Raw genomic sequence first — 14,514 nt, 5'->3', positions numbered from 1 at the left:
ACCGATGCATTGACATCCGCACCCCTTCATGTTAGATATACCCCCAATTTTGCCGAGGGATGGACGCGAATGCTCTTCCAGCAAATCGTCAACGGTCTGGCGTTGGGCGCGGTGTATGCCCTGATCGCGCTCGGCTACACCATGGTCTACGGAATCTTGGAGTTGATCAATTTCGCCCACGGCGAGATCTACATGATAGGCGCCTACATGGGCATCATCCTTCTGAGCTTTTTTACCGTTGTTGGTTTGACTCAAAATCATCTCGTGCTCTCCCTGGTCCTTGTCTTCGTCGGCTCGGCGCTCTACTGCGCCGCTTACGGCCTGACACTGGAAAGGCTGGCTTACCGGCCGCTTCGTCATGCCCATCGTCTTTCCCCTCTGATCTCGGCCATCGGCATTTCGATCTTTTTGCAAAACTATGTGATGCTCGCCCAAGGATCGGCCGACAAGGTCTTTCCCCACATCCTGAGCCCGGAACCGGTCACCCTCTTGGGCGTGCCGGTAGGCCCCCTCCAGATTTTCATCATCCTGACCGCCATCGTGTTGATGATCGGGCTGCACCTCTTTGTGAAAAAAACCCGACTGGGGAAAGCGATGCGCGCCACGGCCCAGGATAAACAAATGGCCGGCCTGGTCGGCATTGACATCAACCGGGTGATCGCCGTGACCTTCGTGATCGGATCCATATTGGCCTCCGCCGCCGGCGTGATGGTGGCGATGTATTACGGCCTGGTGAATTTTTTCATCGGGTACGTGGCCGGAATCAAGGCCTTCACGGCGGCCGTATTGGGGGGGATCGGAAATATCCCGGGCGCGATGCTGGGCGGATTTATTTTAGGCCTGGTGGAAAGCCTCGGGGCCAGCTACATCTCAAGCGAGTATAAAGATGTCTTCGCTTTCTTGATCTTGATCGGGGTCCTGATCCTTCGACCCAGGGGGTTGCTGGGAGAAAAGACCTCGGAAAAGGTGTGATGGGGGAGTCAAAGTCCGCAGCGGCACGGAATTTGAAAACTTTATCTTACATCGGAATCCCGGTCTGGATCGGACTTCTGGTGCTCCCTTTTGTAGGGAGCGAACGGGCCCTCACCCTGGCCGGAGTGACATTCTTGGGCGGGCTGTTCTGGCGCACGGCGATCCGGGTTTCAAGATCGGCGCAGCGTCTACCGCAGATCGGGATTCTGCTTGAAGAGATCGGCCGGCTTCTTCGGGTGTTAAGCGGGTGGAGGCCTGGGGATCGGCCACGTCGAGCCCTGACCCTGATCGTCATGGGCGCCGTTTTGCTCCTTCCCTTGGGACTGAATAACTATCTGACCGATGTCCTGACACTGGCCGGGATTTATGTCGTCCTGGCCTTGGGGTTGAACATCGTCGTGGGCATGGCCGGTCTCTTGGACCTGGGGTATATATCGTTCTATGCGATCGGCGCCTACAGTTATGCGTTGTTGTCCACTCGCTGGGGGGTTTCCTTCTGGTGGGCTCTCCCCGTCGGCGGCCTGGCCGCGGCCGCGTTCGGTGTCGTGCTGGGCGTCATCACACTTCGGCTGCGAGGAGATTACCTCGCGATCATGACGTTGGGGTTCGTTCAGATCGTTCATCTCGTCTTGAACAACTGGGACCGCGTGACGAACGGCCCCAACGGCATTCTCAATATCGGTCGTCCGGCTCTCGGGGCGTTTGTCTTCAGCCGGCCGATCCATTTCTATTACCTGATCCTGGCCATTGTGTTGCTCACCATTTTGGCCGTCGACCGACTCAATCGCTCGCGCATCGGTCGGGCATGGATCGCGATCCGGGAGGATGAGATCGCCGCCCAGGCGATGGGCGTGGACACGACACGGTTGAAGATTCTCGCCTTTGCACTGGGGGCCATCTGGGCCGGGGTCGCCGGGGTTTTCTTCGCGGCGAAGTATGCGTTTGTATCGCCGGAGAGTTTCACCTTCTTCGAGTCGGTGATCGTCCTGTCCATGGTCGTGCTAGGTGGAATGGGAAGTGTCCCGGGCGTGATCCTGGGGGCCTTGATCGTGGTCATCCTGCCGGAGGTTCTTCGAGAATTCGCAAGCTACCGGATGCTGGTTTTCGGCGCGGCGCTGGTGCTGATGATGGTCTTCCGTCCGCAGGGAATGATTGGCAATCCCCGCCGGAGGGTCGAACTTCGATCCCGGAATGAAGGCCGGCCGCTCCGCCCGCATGCGGACGGCTGACGGATGTGAGCGCGAGGAAAGAGGGCGAGGCGGTTACGAAGCCCCGCCGGACGGTGAGCGGGTTGAATGTTGGCGCTTGAGGTCGATCGTTCCGGTGCGGCTGTAAGGAAATTCCAGGCGGCCCAGGAAGGAGCGCACCGCGAGCGATCCCTCGATGCGGTAATCCGCCGTATCGGAGCCGATCAGTGATTTGAGGCCTCTTTCCAGGTCTTGAAAGGTGGTCTTCAGCGGGAGCGGAATGGAGGCGACACCTCGGCTCGGTATCGAAATGGGTTCGGTCAATTCCCCTTGCGCGACCGGGCGGGCATTCAGAGAAACCGAGTAGGTGAAGGCCGTCACCGTGAGGCCGAAACCGTTCGGATTTTCCAGAGCGACCAAAAAGGTCAGGGTTGCGCCGGTCAGGCTCAGGCCGGTGACATGAACCTCTTGGAGCGCTACGGTCGGTCGGGTGATCATCCAACTGAAACAGCCGGACAGGAAGAGGCTCGACGTCAACAGGACGATAAAAAATATTCGATACGGTGGAAGGGTCATTGGTGCACCAAGATACCGCAGATAAACCGAAACTTCAAGGGGGGATCTTTGTTGGGGGTCGACCATGCCGCTGCTTGAGACCCGGAACCTGAGCAAGGCGTTTGGGGGACTGGCCGCGCTGGAGCGCGTCGAGATCGCCGTGGAAGAGGGCAAGATCGTCGGCCTGATCGGACCGAACGGGGCCGGAAAGACGACCTTCTTCAATTGCATCACCGGAGTCTATCCGCCGACTGATGGAATGGTCGTGTTTAAAGGCCAATCCATGGTTGGACGGGCTCCGCATGACATCACGCGCCATGGAATGGCCCGGACGTTCCAGAGCATCCGGTTGTTTGCCGAGATGACGGCGCTTGAAAATGTCATGGTGGGCGCCCACACCCGCAGCCGCGCCGGCGTCGTCGGCGCGTTGCTTCGAAGACGGTGGGTTCTCGACGAGGAAAGAGCGCTTGCATCCAGAGCCTTCAGACTGTTAGAATTTGTTGGGCTGGCGGAGCGAGCGGAGGCCTGGGCTCGAAACCTGTCGTACGGTGAACAGCGGCGGCTCGAGATTGCACGGGCCTTGGCCAGCCAACCGGTTCTTCTTCTCCTGGATGAGCCGGCGGCCGGGATGAACCCCCGTGAAACCGGGGATCTGACGCGGTTGATCGGCCAGATTCGTGAGCAGGGGATTACGATCCTGCTGATCGAGCATGACATGAAGGTGGTGATGGAGATTTCGGACCGCGTCGTTGTTCTGGACCATGGAGAGAAGATTGCGGAAGGGTCTCCGGCTGAAATTCAGCAAAACCCCAAAGTGATCGAGGCCTATTTGGGGACGACGTGACCCCCTCCGTGTTGAAACTGGAGGACGTCCACACCTGGTACGGTCCCATTGAGGCGATCAAAGGGATTTCGCTGGAAGTGAAGGAAAGCGAGATCGTGGCCCTGATCGGAGCGAACGGGGCCGGCAAGTCCACCACCCTGATGACGATATCCGGGGCGTTGGCGCCTCGTCAGGGTCGGATCAAATTTCTGGATCAAAATATCGCCGGGCTTCCGACCCATGAGATTGTCGGCCGGGGGATTTCTCAGGTTCCGGAAGGCCGGAGGATTTTTCCCCGGCTCACGGTTCTGGAAAATCTTGAGATGGGCGCTTTTCTCCAACCGGACCCTCGGGAGCGCGAGGCCGATCTGTCCGCCGTCTTCGAGCAATTTCCGATTCTCAAGGAACGACAGAGCCAGCGGGGCGGAACCTTGAGCGGCGGCGAGCAGCAGATGCTGGCGATCGGCAGGGCCTTGATGGCGCGGCCACGCCTTTTGCTCTTGGATGAACCCTCCCTGGGATTGGCCCCGGTCGTGGTGGGCCGAATCTTTGATATCATCCGGAAGATCAACCGGCAGGGAAAGACCATCCTTCTGGTGGAGCAGAACGCGCGTGCGGCGTTGAACCTGGCGCACCGGGGCTACGTGATGGAGACCGGCCGGATCGTGATGGCCGACGAGGCTCGCGCGCTGCTCTCAAACCCTCGCGTACGGGAGGCCTATTTAGGAGAAGGATGAACCGCACGCCGTTGTACGAAGAGCACAAATGGCTCGGGGCGAAGATCATCCCCTTCGCGGGATGGGAGATGCCTCTTTCCTACACCGGCGTCCTCGAAGAACATCGCGCCGTACGGTCGGCGGTGGGTCTGTTTGATGTAAGCCACATGGGGCGGATCGAGCTGAGGGGCCCCGACGCCGTGGTGTTGTTGGACCGCGTGGCGACCAGCCCGGTCGGGAAACTGGGGGTCGGGGGAATGCAGTATGCCCTGGTCTGCAACGATCAGGGCGGCGTCCTGGACGACGTCATGATCTATCGTTTCGAGGAGCGACGGTATTTCGTCTGCGCGAACGCCTCGAATGCCGAAAAAATCGATCAGTGGCTTCGAAAACATGCCGCCGGATTTTCAAGCGTCGACGTAACCAACCGAAGCGCCGAGGTGGCCCAAGTAGCCATCCAGGGGCCGCGGTCGCGGGATCTGATGAGGCCGCTGACCGCGGCCGACCTCGACCGGCTCAAGCTCCGTCACTGCGTCGAAACTAAGGTGGCCGGGGTTCCGATGCTCCTCTCGCGCAGCGGCTATACTGGGGAGCTTGGATACGAGCTGTACCTTCCGGCAGGCCGCGTCCGCGAGGTATGGGAGACATTGCGCCATGAAGGCGCCCGGTACGGGCTGAAGCCGTGCGGCCTGGGTTGCCGGGATACCCTCCGGCTCGAGATGGGCTACCCGTTGTACGGCAACGACATGGACGAGACGACCACGCCGTTCGAGGCCTCCTTGGATTTTGCGGTGGATTTGGCCAAGGACGATTTTATCGGTCGCCGGGCGATGATGCGACAGCAGGACGACGGGCTGTCCCGAAAGTTGATCGGGTTTGAGTTGTTGCAGCGGGGCGTGCCGAGGCATGGCCATGCGATCGTCCGCGACGGCAAGGAGATCGGCGTCGTAACCAGCGGCAACCATTCGCCCTCCTTAAATAAGGGCATCGGTATGGGCTATGTCCAGACCCGGTTTGCCGGGGCGGGGGGCCGGATTCTGATCGATATTCGCGGCAACGCCGTTCCGGCCGTCATCGTGGAACGGCCATTTTATAAAAAAAAGTAGGGGCGATTCGCGAATCGCCCCTCCGGAGGCCGGAGGGCAATTTTTAATGGAATACATTCCGAACACCAAGGAAGAACAACACCAGATGCTCAGGACGATCGGCGTCGAGACGATCGAAGACCTTTTGGGCGATATTCCGTCCGAGATCCGGCTCACCCGCGGGCTCCAACTTCCGCCGCCGCTGTCCGAACCGGAATTAAAAACGGAGTTGTTGCGGTTGAGCGAACGAAATGCCGATCTTCTCCATCACATCTCGTTTTTGGGCGCCGGGGCCTATGATCATCATATCCCATCGGTGGTCAACCATCTGGCCTTTCGATCCGAGTTTTACACCGCCTATACGCCGTATCAGGCCGAGATGAGTCAGGGGCTGCTCCAGACGATCTACGAATTTCAGACCATGATTTGCGAGTTGACAGGAATGGAAGTGGCGAACGCCTCGCTTTATGACGGTGGGTCCGCACTGGCGGAGGCCGGGATGATGGCGCTGCGGGTGACCCGGCGAAACAAAATTCTGGTCTCCTCCACGATCCACCCGTTTCATCGGGCTGCGTTGAAGACTTATCTATCCGGGTTAAAAACGAGCCTCATCGAACTTCCGTTTGAGAACGGGGCGACCGACCTGGTCGCTGTGGGAAACCAGCTGGGGGAGGACGTCGCCTGCGTCCTGATCCAGACGCCCAATTTTCTGGGATGTCTTGAACCGCTGGAAGGGCTGGCGCAGGAAGTCCATCGACATGGCGCGCTGTTGGGGGTATCGGTCGACCCGATCAGCCTGGCTCTGTTGAAATCGCCCGGCGAGGCCGGGGCCGATATCGTCGTGGGAGAAGGCCAGGGGATGGGTTGCGGTCTCAACTTCGGCGGGCCCAACCTTGGGTTCTTTTCGACGAAAAAGGAGTATGTCCGCCAGATGCCCGGACGCGTGGTGGGGGCCACGGTGGACTCCAAGGGCCGACGGGGCTACTGCCTGACACTGCAGACCCGCGAGCAGCATATCAAACGGGAGCGGGCCACTTCCAACATCTGCACCAACGAGGCCCTGGCCGCGTTGGCCGCGACCGTTTATCTATCCGTCATGGGGCGCCAAGGACTTCGCGAGGTCGGGCGGCTTTGTCTTCAAAAGGCCCATTACTTGAAGCACCGTCTCTGCGAAATCAAGGGATTTGAAACGGCCTTTCAACGGCCCTTCTTTAAGGAGTTTGTCGTGAAGACCCCCGCGCCGCCGGCCCGTCTGAACAAGCGGTTATTCCGGCACAAAATCATCGGGGGACTGGATTTGGGCGGGGTGAGTCGCAAATGGAAAAATCACTGGCTCGTGTGCGTGACCGAGAAACGCACAAAGGATGAAATGGATCAGTTCGTGAACATCCTCAAGCAGACGGTTTCATGATGATCCGCCCAGCAGCGAGCAAGGCGAGCGCAAGGATGGGGAGGCTCCATCAAGCTCAGCTTGTGGAGGGCGATGGTCGCTTCCCTGAGGTAGATGAAACGGATCAGGTGGTGGCGGTCCTGAAGGAGATGATCCCTTGAAAACGGTCTACAAAGGACGCGTGGGCGAATTCAATCTGGAAGAGGCCCGTCTGCCGAACGGACGGACCGTGCAGTTGGAGGTCCTTCGCCATCCCGGCGCATCGGCCATCGTGCCCCTGCAGGAAGACGGACAAGTCGTGATGATCCGCCAGTATCGCCATGCGGCCGGCGGGATGATCGATGAAATCCCCGCCGGTCGCCTGGATCCGGGCGAGGCGCCGCTCGATTGCGCCCGGCGGGAGCTGGCCGAGGAGGTCGGCCGGGAGGCGTCGCAATGGGAGCGCTTGGGCGCCATCTGGACCACGCCGGGATTTACGGACGAGAAGATCCACCTGTTTCTGGCCCGAAACCTGAATCCGGTGAGCCAAGCGTTGGAGCACGACGAGGTGATCGAGGTGGTCCACCGGCCGCTGGAGGAGGCCCTCACGATGATCCGTCGGGGGCAAATCATGGACGGCAAAACGATCTGCGCACTGATGTTGGCTAATTTCCATATCCAAGGAGAGGGGTCATGGGCGAACCGTTAGTTTTCGAGAAGAGCGCGCCGGGACGCAAGGGATATTCGCTCCCGGACCTCGATGTCCCGGAAGTCCCGATCGCCGAGCTGATGCCGGCAGAGTATCTTCGGAAAGACCCCCCGCTTCTGCCGGAGCTGAGCGAGGTCGATGTGGTGAGACACTTCACCAATCTTTCACGCGACAATTACGGCATTGACCAGGGGTTCTATCCGCTTGGATCCTGCACGATGAAGTACAATCCGAAAGTCAATGAGGACGTGGCGCGCTTTGCCGGTTTTGCCGCGCTGCATCCGTTGCAACCGGTCGCTCAAACTCAGGGCGCCCTGCAGTTGTTGTATCAATTGGAAGCGGCCCTGCGCGAGATCACCGGAATGGACCGAGTGACCCTGCAGCCGGCGGCGGGAGCGCAGGGGGAATTGGTCGGGGTTCTGATGATCCGGGCCTACCACCGTTCGAACGGCAACCCCCGAAGGAAAGTGATCGTGCCGGACGCGGCTCACGGGACCAATCCGGCCACCGCAACCCTGGCGGGTTATCAAGTCCAGGTGGTGCATTCCAACGCGGAAGGCTTGGTGGATCTGGACGATCTCAAGCGGCTGGTGGATCAGGATACCGCGGCCCTGATGCTGACCAATCCGAACACGCTCGGATTGTTCGAGCGAAACATTCTCAAGATCTCCGAGTTGCTGCACGGGGTCGGGGCCTTGCTGTACCTGGACGGCGCCAATCTGAACGCACTGCTCGGACTTTGCCGGCCCGGCGATATGGGATTCGACGTCGTCCATTCCAATCTTCACAAAACGTTCACCACGCCGCACGGCGGGGGCGGTCCCGGGGCCGGCGCGCTGGGCGTCAAATCCTTTCTGGCCCCCTTCCTGCCCGTGCCGGTCGTGGAGAAGACCGAAAATGGTTTCGTGTTGGATGACCGCCGACCCCAATCCATCGGAAAGGTTCAGGCCTTCTATGGAAATTTCGGGAATCTGGTCCGCGCGTATACCTACATCCGGCGGATGGGCGCGATCGGTTTCCGGAAGGTCAGCACGAATGCGATCCTCAACGCCAATTATATCCGCAAGCGGCTGGAGCCGGTCTATCCCGTTCCGTTCAATCGGTTCTGCATGCATGAGTTCGTGGCCTCGGCGAAAAAATTTCGCAACCGGGATGTGCATGCCTGGGACATCGCCAAACGGCTGATCGACTACGGCATGTACCCGCCGACCGTCAACTTCCCGATGATCGTCGACGAGGCCCTGATGATCGAGCCGACTGAGACCGAGCCCAAGGAAAATCTCGACCGGTTTTGCGAGGCGATGCTTCGGATCGCCAAGGAGATCGAGGAGAATCCGGGACTGGTACAGAAGGCGCCGCACACCCGGTCGGTCACGCGGCTGGATGAGATCCGGGCGGTCAAGGAACTGAATCTTCGTTGGAGACCCGCATGATCGAGGAACGGATCGTCAAAACCCGTGAAAGCACCGAGCTGATCGACGTGACGGCGGAGATCCAGGCGGCCGTCGACAAAAGCGGCGTGAAACACGGAATCTGCGTTGTTTACGTGCCTCACACCACGGTCGGACTTCTGATCAATGAAGCCGAGACGGGATTCCATTCGGATCTCCTTCGAACCCTCAACCGGCTCGTCCCCGAAAAAGGAGACTACCGCCATCCGGACGGAAACGCCCATGCCCATATCAAGGCCAGCCTGATCGGGACCGAAAAATATTTCATCATCCGCGACGGCCGCATCGCCCTCGGAACCTGGCAGGCGGTCTTCCTCTGCGAATTCGACGGGCCGCGAAGCCGGAAGATCGCCGTAAAAGTGTTGGAAGGGTGATCGGATGCGCACGCACGACATCCTGATTATCGGCGCCGGCTTGGCCGGGATGCGCGCGGCGGTGGCGGCCGCCCCCGGACTGGACGTGGCGATCATCTCCAAGGTCCATCCGGTCCGGAGCCACTCGGTCGCGGCCCAGGGCGGGATCAACGCGGCGATCAGTCCCAACGATTCCTGGGAGGCGCACGCCTTCGATACCGCGAAGGGAAGCGGCTATCTCGGCGATCAGGACGCCATCGAGGTGATGTGTCAGGAAGGGCCGGCGGACATCCTGGAGCTGGAACGGCTGGGCGCGATCTTCAGTCGGAATGAACAGGGGCAGATCGCGCAACGCCCTTTCGGCGGGGCGGGTTATCCCCGCACCTGTTATGCGGCCGACCGCACCGGCCACGCGTTGTTGCATGTGATGTACGAGCAGTTGTTGAAGAAGGGCGTGTTCGTTTATGAAGAATGGTACGTCCTGTCGCTGATCGTCGAAGACAAGGTTTGCAAGGGCGTGATCGCGATCGACGTCCAGCGCGGCGAGTTGCAGGCCGTCGGGGCGAAGGCCGTGATCTTCGCCACCGGCGGCTACGGTCGGGTTTATTCCACCAGCACCAATGCCATCATCAATACGGGGGACGGGATGAGCATGGCCTACCGCGCGGGGACCCCCTTGATGGATATGGAGTTCGTCCAGTTCCATCCGACCACCTTGCGGGAAACCGGGATTTTGATTACGGAAGGCGCTCGAGGAGAAGGGGGGTACCTCCTGAACACGCTGGGCGAGCGATTTATGGGTCGCTACGATCCGCAAAAAATGGAACTGGCCACGCGGGACTTCGTCAGCCGCTGCGAGCAGCAGGAAATCGAGGAAGGACGCGGGGTGAACGGATGCGTTCTGCTGGACCTCCGCCATCTTGGACGGAAAAAAATTATGGAGCGGTTACCGCAGATCCGGGAGCTGGCGATCAGCTTTGTGGGCGTGGATCCGATCGAGTCTCCCATTCCCGTAAGACCGGGAGCCCATTATTCGATGGGCGGGATTCGAACGAATGCCTGGTGCGAGACCGAGCTCGCCGGATTTTATGCCGCGGGGGAATGCGCCTGCGTCAGCGTCCACGGGGCCAACCGATTGGGCGGGAATTCCTTGTTGGAAACGATCGTCTTCGGCCGCCGAGCCGGCCTGCGCGCCTCCGAATATGCTCGTACGGTGGCGTCAACAACATTTTCTTCGCGGCCCCTTCAGACGGAACGCAACAGAATCGAGCAGCTTTTAAAACGCAAAAGCGGGGAACGCATCGGCCCCCTTCGCGAGGAGTTGGGGGTTGCGATGACGGATCATCTTGGGATTTTTCGCAGCCGGGATCGCATGGAAAAGGCCTTGGAAAAAATCCGTGAACTTCGGAAGCGGTATGAGCAGATCTATCTGGAAGACCGCGGAAAAATCTTCAATACGGAATTGACCAATGCGTTGGAAATCGGCTCGTTGATCGATTTGGCCGAAGCGATCGTGGTCGGCGCGATTGCCCGGGAGGAAAGCCGCGGTTCCCATTTCCGGAAGGAGTTTCCTCAACGGAACGATGCCGGTTGGTTAAAACATACCCTGGCCTATTATACGGATTCGGGACCGCGACTTGAATATGCGCCGGTGACGATCACACGCTTTGCTCCAGCGGGCTGAGCTTACCCACGCCCCGGATCCCCTTTTATGTGACTAAAACACAACACGCATGCCCGGCTTTGTTGTCTTTATACAACAAGGAATAATAATTGTTTGTTTGCCTGGAAAACATCATTTTCGATGCGTTTATTTTTGTTTTTGTATTACAATCAGTTATACAATAATAAAAAATATATTTACGATTTCTGTTTCATGGTACACCTCTTGCACAGATACAGTGGCGTTCGGAGTTATCATGTATCTTCAGAAAACAATCCAAAAAATCGTTCAGTGCTCAGGAGTTGGTCTCCATTCCGGCGGGCCCGTCACCATGAGGCTGGTCCCGGCCCCGATCAATTCCGGTATCACCTTCTTAAGGAAGACGGCGCACGGACCGGTTCCGGTGAGGGTGGATGGGACGAAGGTCGTTGGGACCTTGCTCTGCACCACGATTGGCGAGAACGGAACAAAAGTCCAGACCGTCGAACATCTGCTGGCCGCGCTCTCGGGTCTTCAGATTACCAACTTGATTATCGAATTGGACTCGGCCGAGTTGCCGATCATGGACGGGAGCGCCAAACCGTTTGTCGATCTAATCCTTAATGCCGGAATTCTTGAACAGGGTGTTCCCCAACCGTATGTGAAAATCACCCGGCCGGTTGAGGTACGCGACGGAGGCAAGTGGATCCGGATCCGGCCTTCGTGGAAGTTTCGCATAAACTGCACGATCCGGTTTGATCATCCCCTCTTAGCCCATCAGAGCTGCTGCTTCGAACCCATTTCGGAGGATTTTGTGGAATGGATTGCCCCCGCCCGAACCTTCGGTTTCCTGGAGGAAGTGGAGGCGCTTCGCAACCATGGCTTGGCCCGGGGCGGATCGCTCGAGAATGCCGTCGTGGTAGGCCCCGACGGTGTCTTGAATAAAGAAGGACTTCGCTACGCCGACGAGTTCGTCCGCCACAAGATCCTCGACATTCTCGGGGATCTCTCGTTGCTGGGCATGCCCATTTTAGGTGAGGTGGAAGCGTTCTGCTCGGGTCATCAGTTGAACACGAAGCTGGTCACCGAGATCATGTCCTCAACCGATTGCTGGACGATGGTCAAGGACCGTCCATCGGCTTTGGCTTCGCCGATCGATTCCAAAATTCCCGCCCAGGTATAATATAAGATGAAGCGTTTTCGAACACGAGTAAAAGCAGCCGTTCTTCCCCGCCTAATCGAGGTCGGACGGTTTATTTTCATGTCTTTGGTCTTCCTGATTTTCGTCTTTCTTTTCTGGGCCGTTTCCCTGATCAGCCATCATTCTAATTAAAATAGGGGCTCTCGGCGCCCCCCTCCCTCCAAGGGCCAGGCCGGACGGAGCGGCTCGACGGTGTTTGCCGAAGTCCTTCCCCTCTCGCTCGCTTTGCTCGCTGGACATTCGATATTCTAATCGCCCTGAATCCGATAGGCCTGTTGACCCTCTTTGTCCAAACCTGTAGAATTCGATAAAATGAAAAAACAGGATTCAAGCAAGGGCGATTCTTGGGTGCTCCCCGCGTCCGATGTCGGACTCGCCCTTTCAGACCCCTTCGGTTTGTGGCAGGACTATCACGGGGATCCAAGGCTCAAAGACCCTGAAGATGAGTATGCCCTCTTTCTAAAAGAGCAGGGACTGCGGATTGAGAAAGATCTATTGAGGAAACGGCATGAACAATTCACCGATCTGACGGACCGTGCCTTCGGCTCGGCCGTGATTCAGACGGGGCAATTGCTGAAATACGGTCATGTCGTCATCTACGGTGGGGCCATCGAGTCCGTTGTGTTGGGCCTCCGCGCCCGTCCGGATGTCATCCAGGTCGAAAAAGGGCGGTCCGTCGTTGAGGAATATAAACTGGCCGGGACACCGGATGAGACACATGAAATCCAGGCGCTGGTATACGCCTATCTCCTGAAGAAGGGCTACGGGATTGAGAATGAAAGCCGGGTGATATCCCGATTGAACGAGGAGTTCGTGATTCCGTATGATGAGCCCCGGGTGGAGGAGGCCATTCGGCGCGCCCGGGAGATCCTTGCCAGTGAAAAAGCGCCCTACCCAGTTTACAATCGCATATCCCGCTGGAGACGACTTCAGAACAAGACGGCGCGCGATCTTCACGACGTCACGTTGGCCTGGAACGTCGGGGCCGTTCATGCCGAGAAGTTTCACCGAATGGGCATCCATACGCTCGGGGATCTCGCCCAACTGGATCCCAACACATTGAAAACGATCAAGGGACTGGGTCCGAAGAAGATTCCGCAAATCCTGAACTCGGCCAAAGCCCAACTTACAAGACGGGCGATTCGAGTCGGGCCCTACCCGACGGTGAAAGATCCTCCGGAACGTGAACTGTTTTTAGATCTTGAGGGAACGGGGGAACTGTTTCAAGATGATCCGGTGTGGAACTGCATCTATTTGATCGGGCTTATCGCACGGTCCGGCGACCGGGAGGAGCCGTACGTGGCCTATCTGGCCAAGAAACCGGGCGACGAAGCCACGATTCTCATGGAATTTTATGAATCCCTTCGGAAAGAATCCCGGCGCTATCGTCTCTACCACTGGGACCATTATGAAAAAACTCAGCTCAGAAAGGCCAGCGAACGACACGGTCTCCTGGATGACTACAACGCGCTGGTTCTACCCTGTCTGGAAGATCTTTGCAAGGCGGCTCAGGTGTCCTATATCCTGCCGACGCCCGGATACAGCATCAAGGTCGTTGCGCCGTACTTTGGGTTTCATTGGTCCCAAGACGCCACAGAAGTGGACGCCATGAAGAGCGCGATGATCTGGTACAAGCAGGCGACCGAGGGCGGGACCGGTCATGCCCTGGAAAAGGTTCTGCGTTACAATGAGGACGATTGTAAAGCGATGATGGTCGTCAAGGACGGGTTCGAAAAAATGGAGCGAACACCGTAGGGGCTCACGTCGCACCCATTATCAGCGGGGGCCCGTGTGGCAATACATGAAGCCGGTCCTCCGATGCCCCCACGCCCCGGGCTCGGATGGACCAAACCCGATCCTCCCTTAGCGCCCCCTCTCGCACGCGGTGCTCGCGGGGCAAAGAAAATCCCGCGTGGATTTACCGGTAATTTGTGAACTGCAACGGCAAACCGAAATCCTGCCCTTTAAGAAAAGCGATTACGGCCTGGAGCTCGTCTTTGTCCTTACTCAGCACCCGGACTTGATCTCCCTGAATCTGGGTCTGGGCCTTGAACTTCGCATCCCGGATCGCCTTAGTGATTTCTTTGGCCTGCTCCGAAGATACCCCCTGCTGCAACGAGGCTTTCTGTCGGACCGTCCCGCCCAAGGCTTCCTCCACGGCGCCGTAACTTAACGCCTTAAGGGAAACACCGCGCTTCACCAGTTTGGACTGAAGAATATCCAGAACGCTCTTTAATTTGAATTCGTCATCCGACACCACAATCAGATCGTTGCCCTCCAGCGTAATGCGGCTCTGGCTTCCTTTGAAGTCGAACCGCTGGGCCAGTTCTTTGGAGGCCTGGTCCACCGCGTTCTTGACCTCCTGCAGATCGGTTTTGGAAACGATATCGAATGAACTGAGATTGGCCATGACAGTCTCCTTTATCAATTGTGGGGGCTCACGTCGCCGGC

The 14,514-nt window shown here is 58.3% G+C and carries 14 protein-coding genes; 12 read left to right on the top strand and 2 right to left on the bottom strand.

The window, feature by feature from the left end; genetic code table 11:
• Window positions 1–69 precede the first annotated feature (69 nt).
• Window positions 70–972, top strand: a complete 903-nt coding sequence (locus VMN77_02265) for a branched-chain amino acid ABC transporter permease (protein ID HTN42603.1) — start codon at window positions 70–72, stop codon at window positions 970–972.
• Entirely contained in the window at window positions 972–2,201 is a 1,230-nt protein-coding gene (locus VMN77_02260; GenBank protein ID HTN42602.1) for a branched-chain amino acid ABC transporter permease, read from the top strand. The genes VMN77_02265 and VMN77_02260 overlap by 1 nt, the downstream gene beginning before the upstream one ends.
• Window positions 2,202–2,234: 33 nt before the next feature.
• Here VMN77_02260 and VMN77_02255 read toward each other — a convergent pair whose 3' ends face one another.
• Window positions 2,235–2,735 (bottom strand): LEA type 2 family protein, encoded by a 501-nt coding sequence (locus tag VMN77_02255; protein HTN42601.1) that lies wholly within the window; start codon window positions 2,733–2,735, stop codon window positions 2,235–2,237.
• A 64-nt stretch (window positions 2,736–2,799) separates the two neighbouring features.
• Between VMN77_02255 and VMN77_02250 the strand changes: the two genes are divergently transcribed.
• From VMN77_02250 to VMN77_02205, 10 genes are all read left to right on the top strand, one after another.
• Window positions 2,800–3,558 (top strand): ABC transporter ATP-binding protein, encoded by a 759-nt coding sequence (locus tag VMN77_02250; GenBank protein HTN42600.1) that lies wholly within the window; start codon window positions 2,800–2,802, stop codon window positions 3,556–3,558.
• A complete protein-coding gene (locus tag VMN77_02245) occupies window positions 3,555–4,274 on the top strand; it encodes an ABC transporter ATP-binding protein (GenBank protein ID HTN42599.1) in 720 nt (239 codons plus the stop codon). Before VMN77_02250 ends, VMN77_02245 begins: the two co-directional genes overlap by 4 nt.
• Entirely contained in the window at window positions 4,271–5,359 is a 1,089-nt protein-coding gene (gene gcvT / locus VMN77_02240; protein ID HTN42598.1) for a glycine cleavage system aminomethyltransferase GcvT, read from the top strand. Before VMN77_02245 ends, gcvT begins: the two co-directional genes overlap by 4 nt.
• A 46-nt stretch (window positions 5,360–5,405) precedes the next feature.
• Window positions 5,406–6,749, top strand: coding sequence for an aminomethyl-transferring glycine dehydrogenase subunit GcvPA (gene gcvPA, locus VMN77_02235; protein ID HTN42597.1), 1,344 nt, complete (start codon window positions 5,406–5,408; stop codon window positions 6,747–6,749).
• Window positions 6,750–6,885: 136 nt separating this feature from the next.
• Entirely contained in the window at window positions 6,886–7,416 is a 531-nt protein-coding gene (locus VMN77_02230) for an NUDIX hydrolase (GenBank protein ID HTN42596.1), read from the top strand.
• Entirely contained in the window at window positions 7,401–8,849 is a 1,449-nt protein-coding gene (gene gcvPB, locus VMN77_02225; protein HTN42595.1) for an aminomethyl-transferring glycine dehydrogenase subunit GcvPB, read from the top strand. Before VMN77_02230 ends, gcvPB begins: the two co-directional genes overlap by 16 nt.
• Window positions 8,846–9,241 (top strand): secondary thiamine-phosphate synthase enzyme YjbQ, encoded by a 396-nt coding sequence (locus tag VMN77_02220; GenBank protein ID HTN42594.1) that lies wholly within the window; start codon window positions 8,846–8,848, stop codon window positions 9,239–9,241. The genes gcvPB and VMN77_02220 overlap by 4 nt, the downstream gene beginning before the upstream one ends.
• Window positions 9,242–9,245: 4 nt before the next feature.
• Window positions 9,246–10,904: an FAD-binding protein gene (locus tag VMN77_02215; protein HTN42593.1), complete on the top strand. Its 1,659-nt coding sequence runs from the start codon at window positions 9,246–9,248 to the stop codon at window positions 10,902–10,904.
• Between the two features lie 49 nt (window positions 10,905–10,953).
• Window positions 10,954–12,045, top strand: coding sequence for a UDP-3-O-acyl-N-acetylglucosamine deacetylase (gene lpxC, locus VMN77_02210; protein ID HTN42592.1), 1,092 nt, complete (start codon window positions 10,954–10,956; stop codon window positions 12,043–12,045).
• 330 nt (window positions 12,046–12,375) lie between these two features.
• Entirely contained in the window at window positions 12,376–13,818 is a 1,443-nt protein-coding gene (locus VMN77_02205; GenBank protein HTN42591.1) for a TM0106 family RecB-like putative nuclease, read from the top strand.
• A 163-nt stretch (window positions 13,819–13,981) separates the two neighbouring features.
• Here VMN77_02205 and VMN77_02200 read toward each other — a convergent pair whose 3' ends face one another.
• Window positions 13,982–14,473 carry a YajQ family cyclic di-GMP-binding protein gene (locus VMN77_02200; protein HTN42590.1) on the bottom strand — a complete coding sequence of 164 codons (492 nt, stop codon included), beginning with the start codon at window positions 14,471–14,473 and terminating at the stop codon, window positions 13,982–13,984.
• Window positions 14,474–14,514: the final 41 nt, after the last annotated feature.

The sequence above is a fragment of the Nitrospiria bacterium genome (assembly GCA_035498035.1).
GTDB lineage: Bacteria > Nitrospirota > Nitrospiria > JACQBZ01 > JACQBZ01 > JACQBZ01.
Note: the sequence above shows the minus strand (reverse complement) of the source record. Positions and strands in the feature narration are given on the sequence as shown.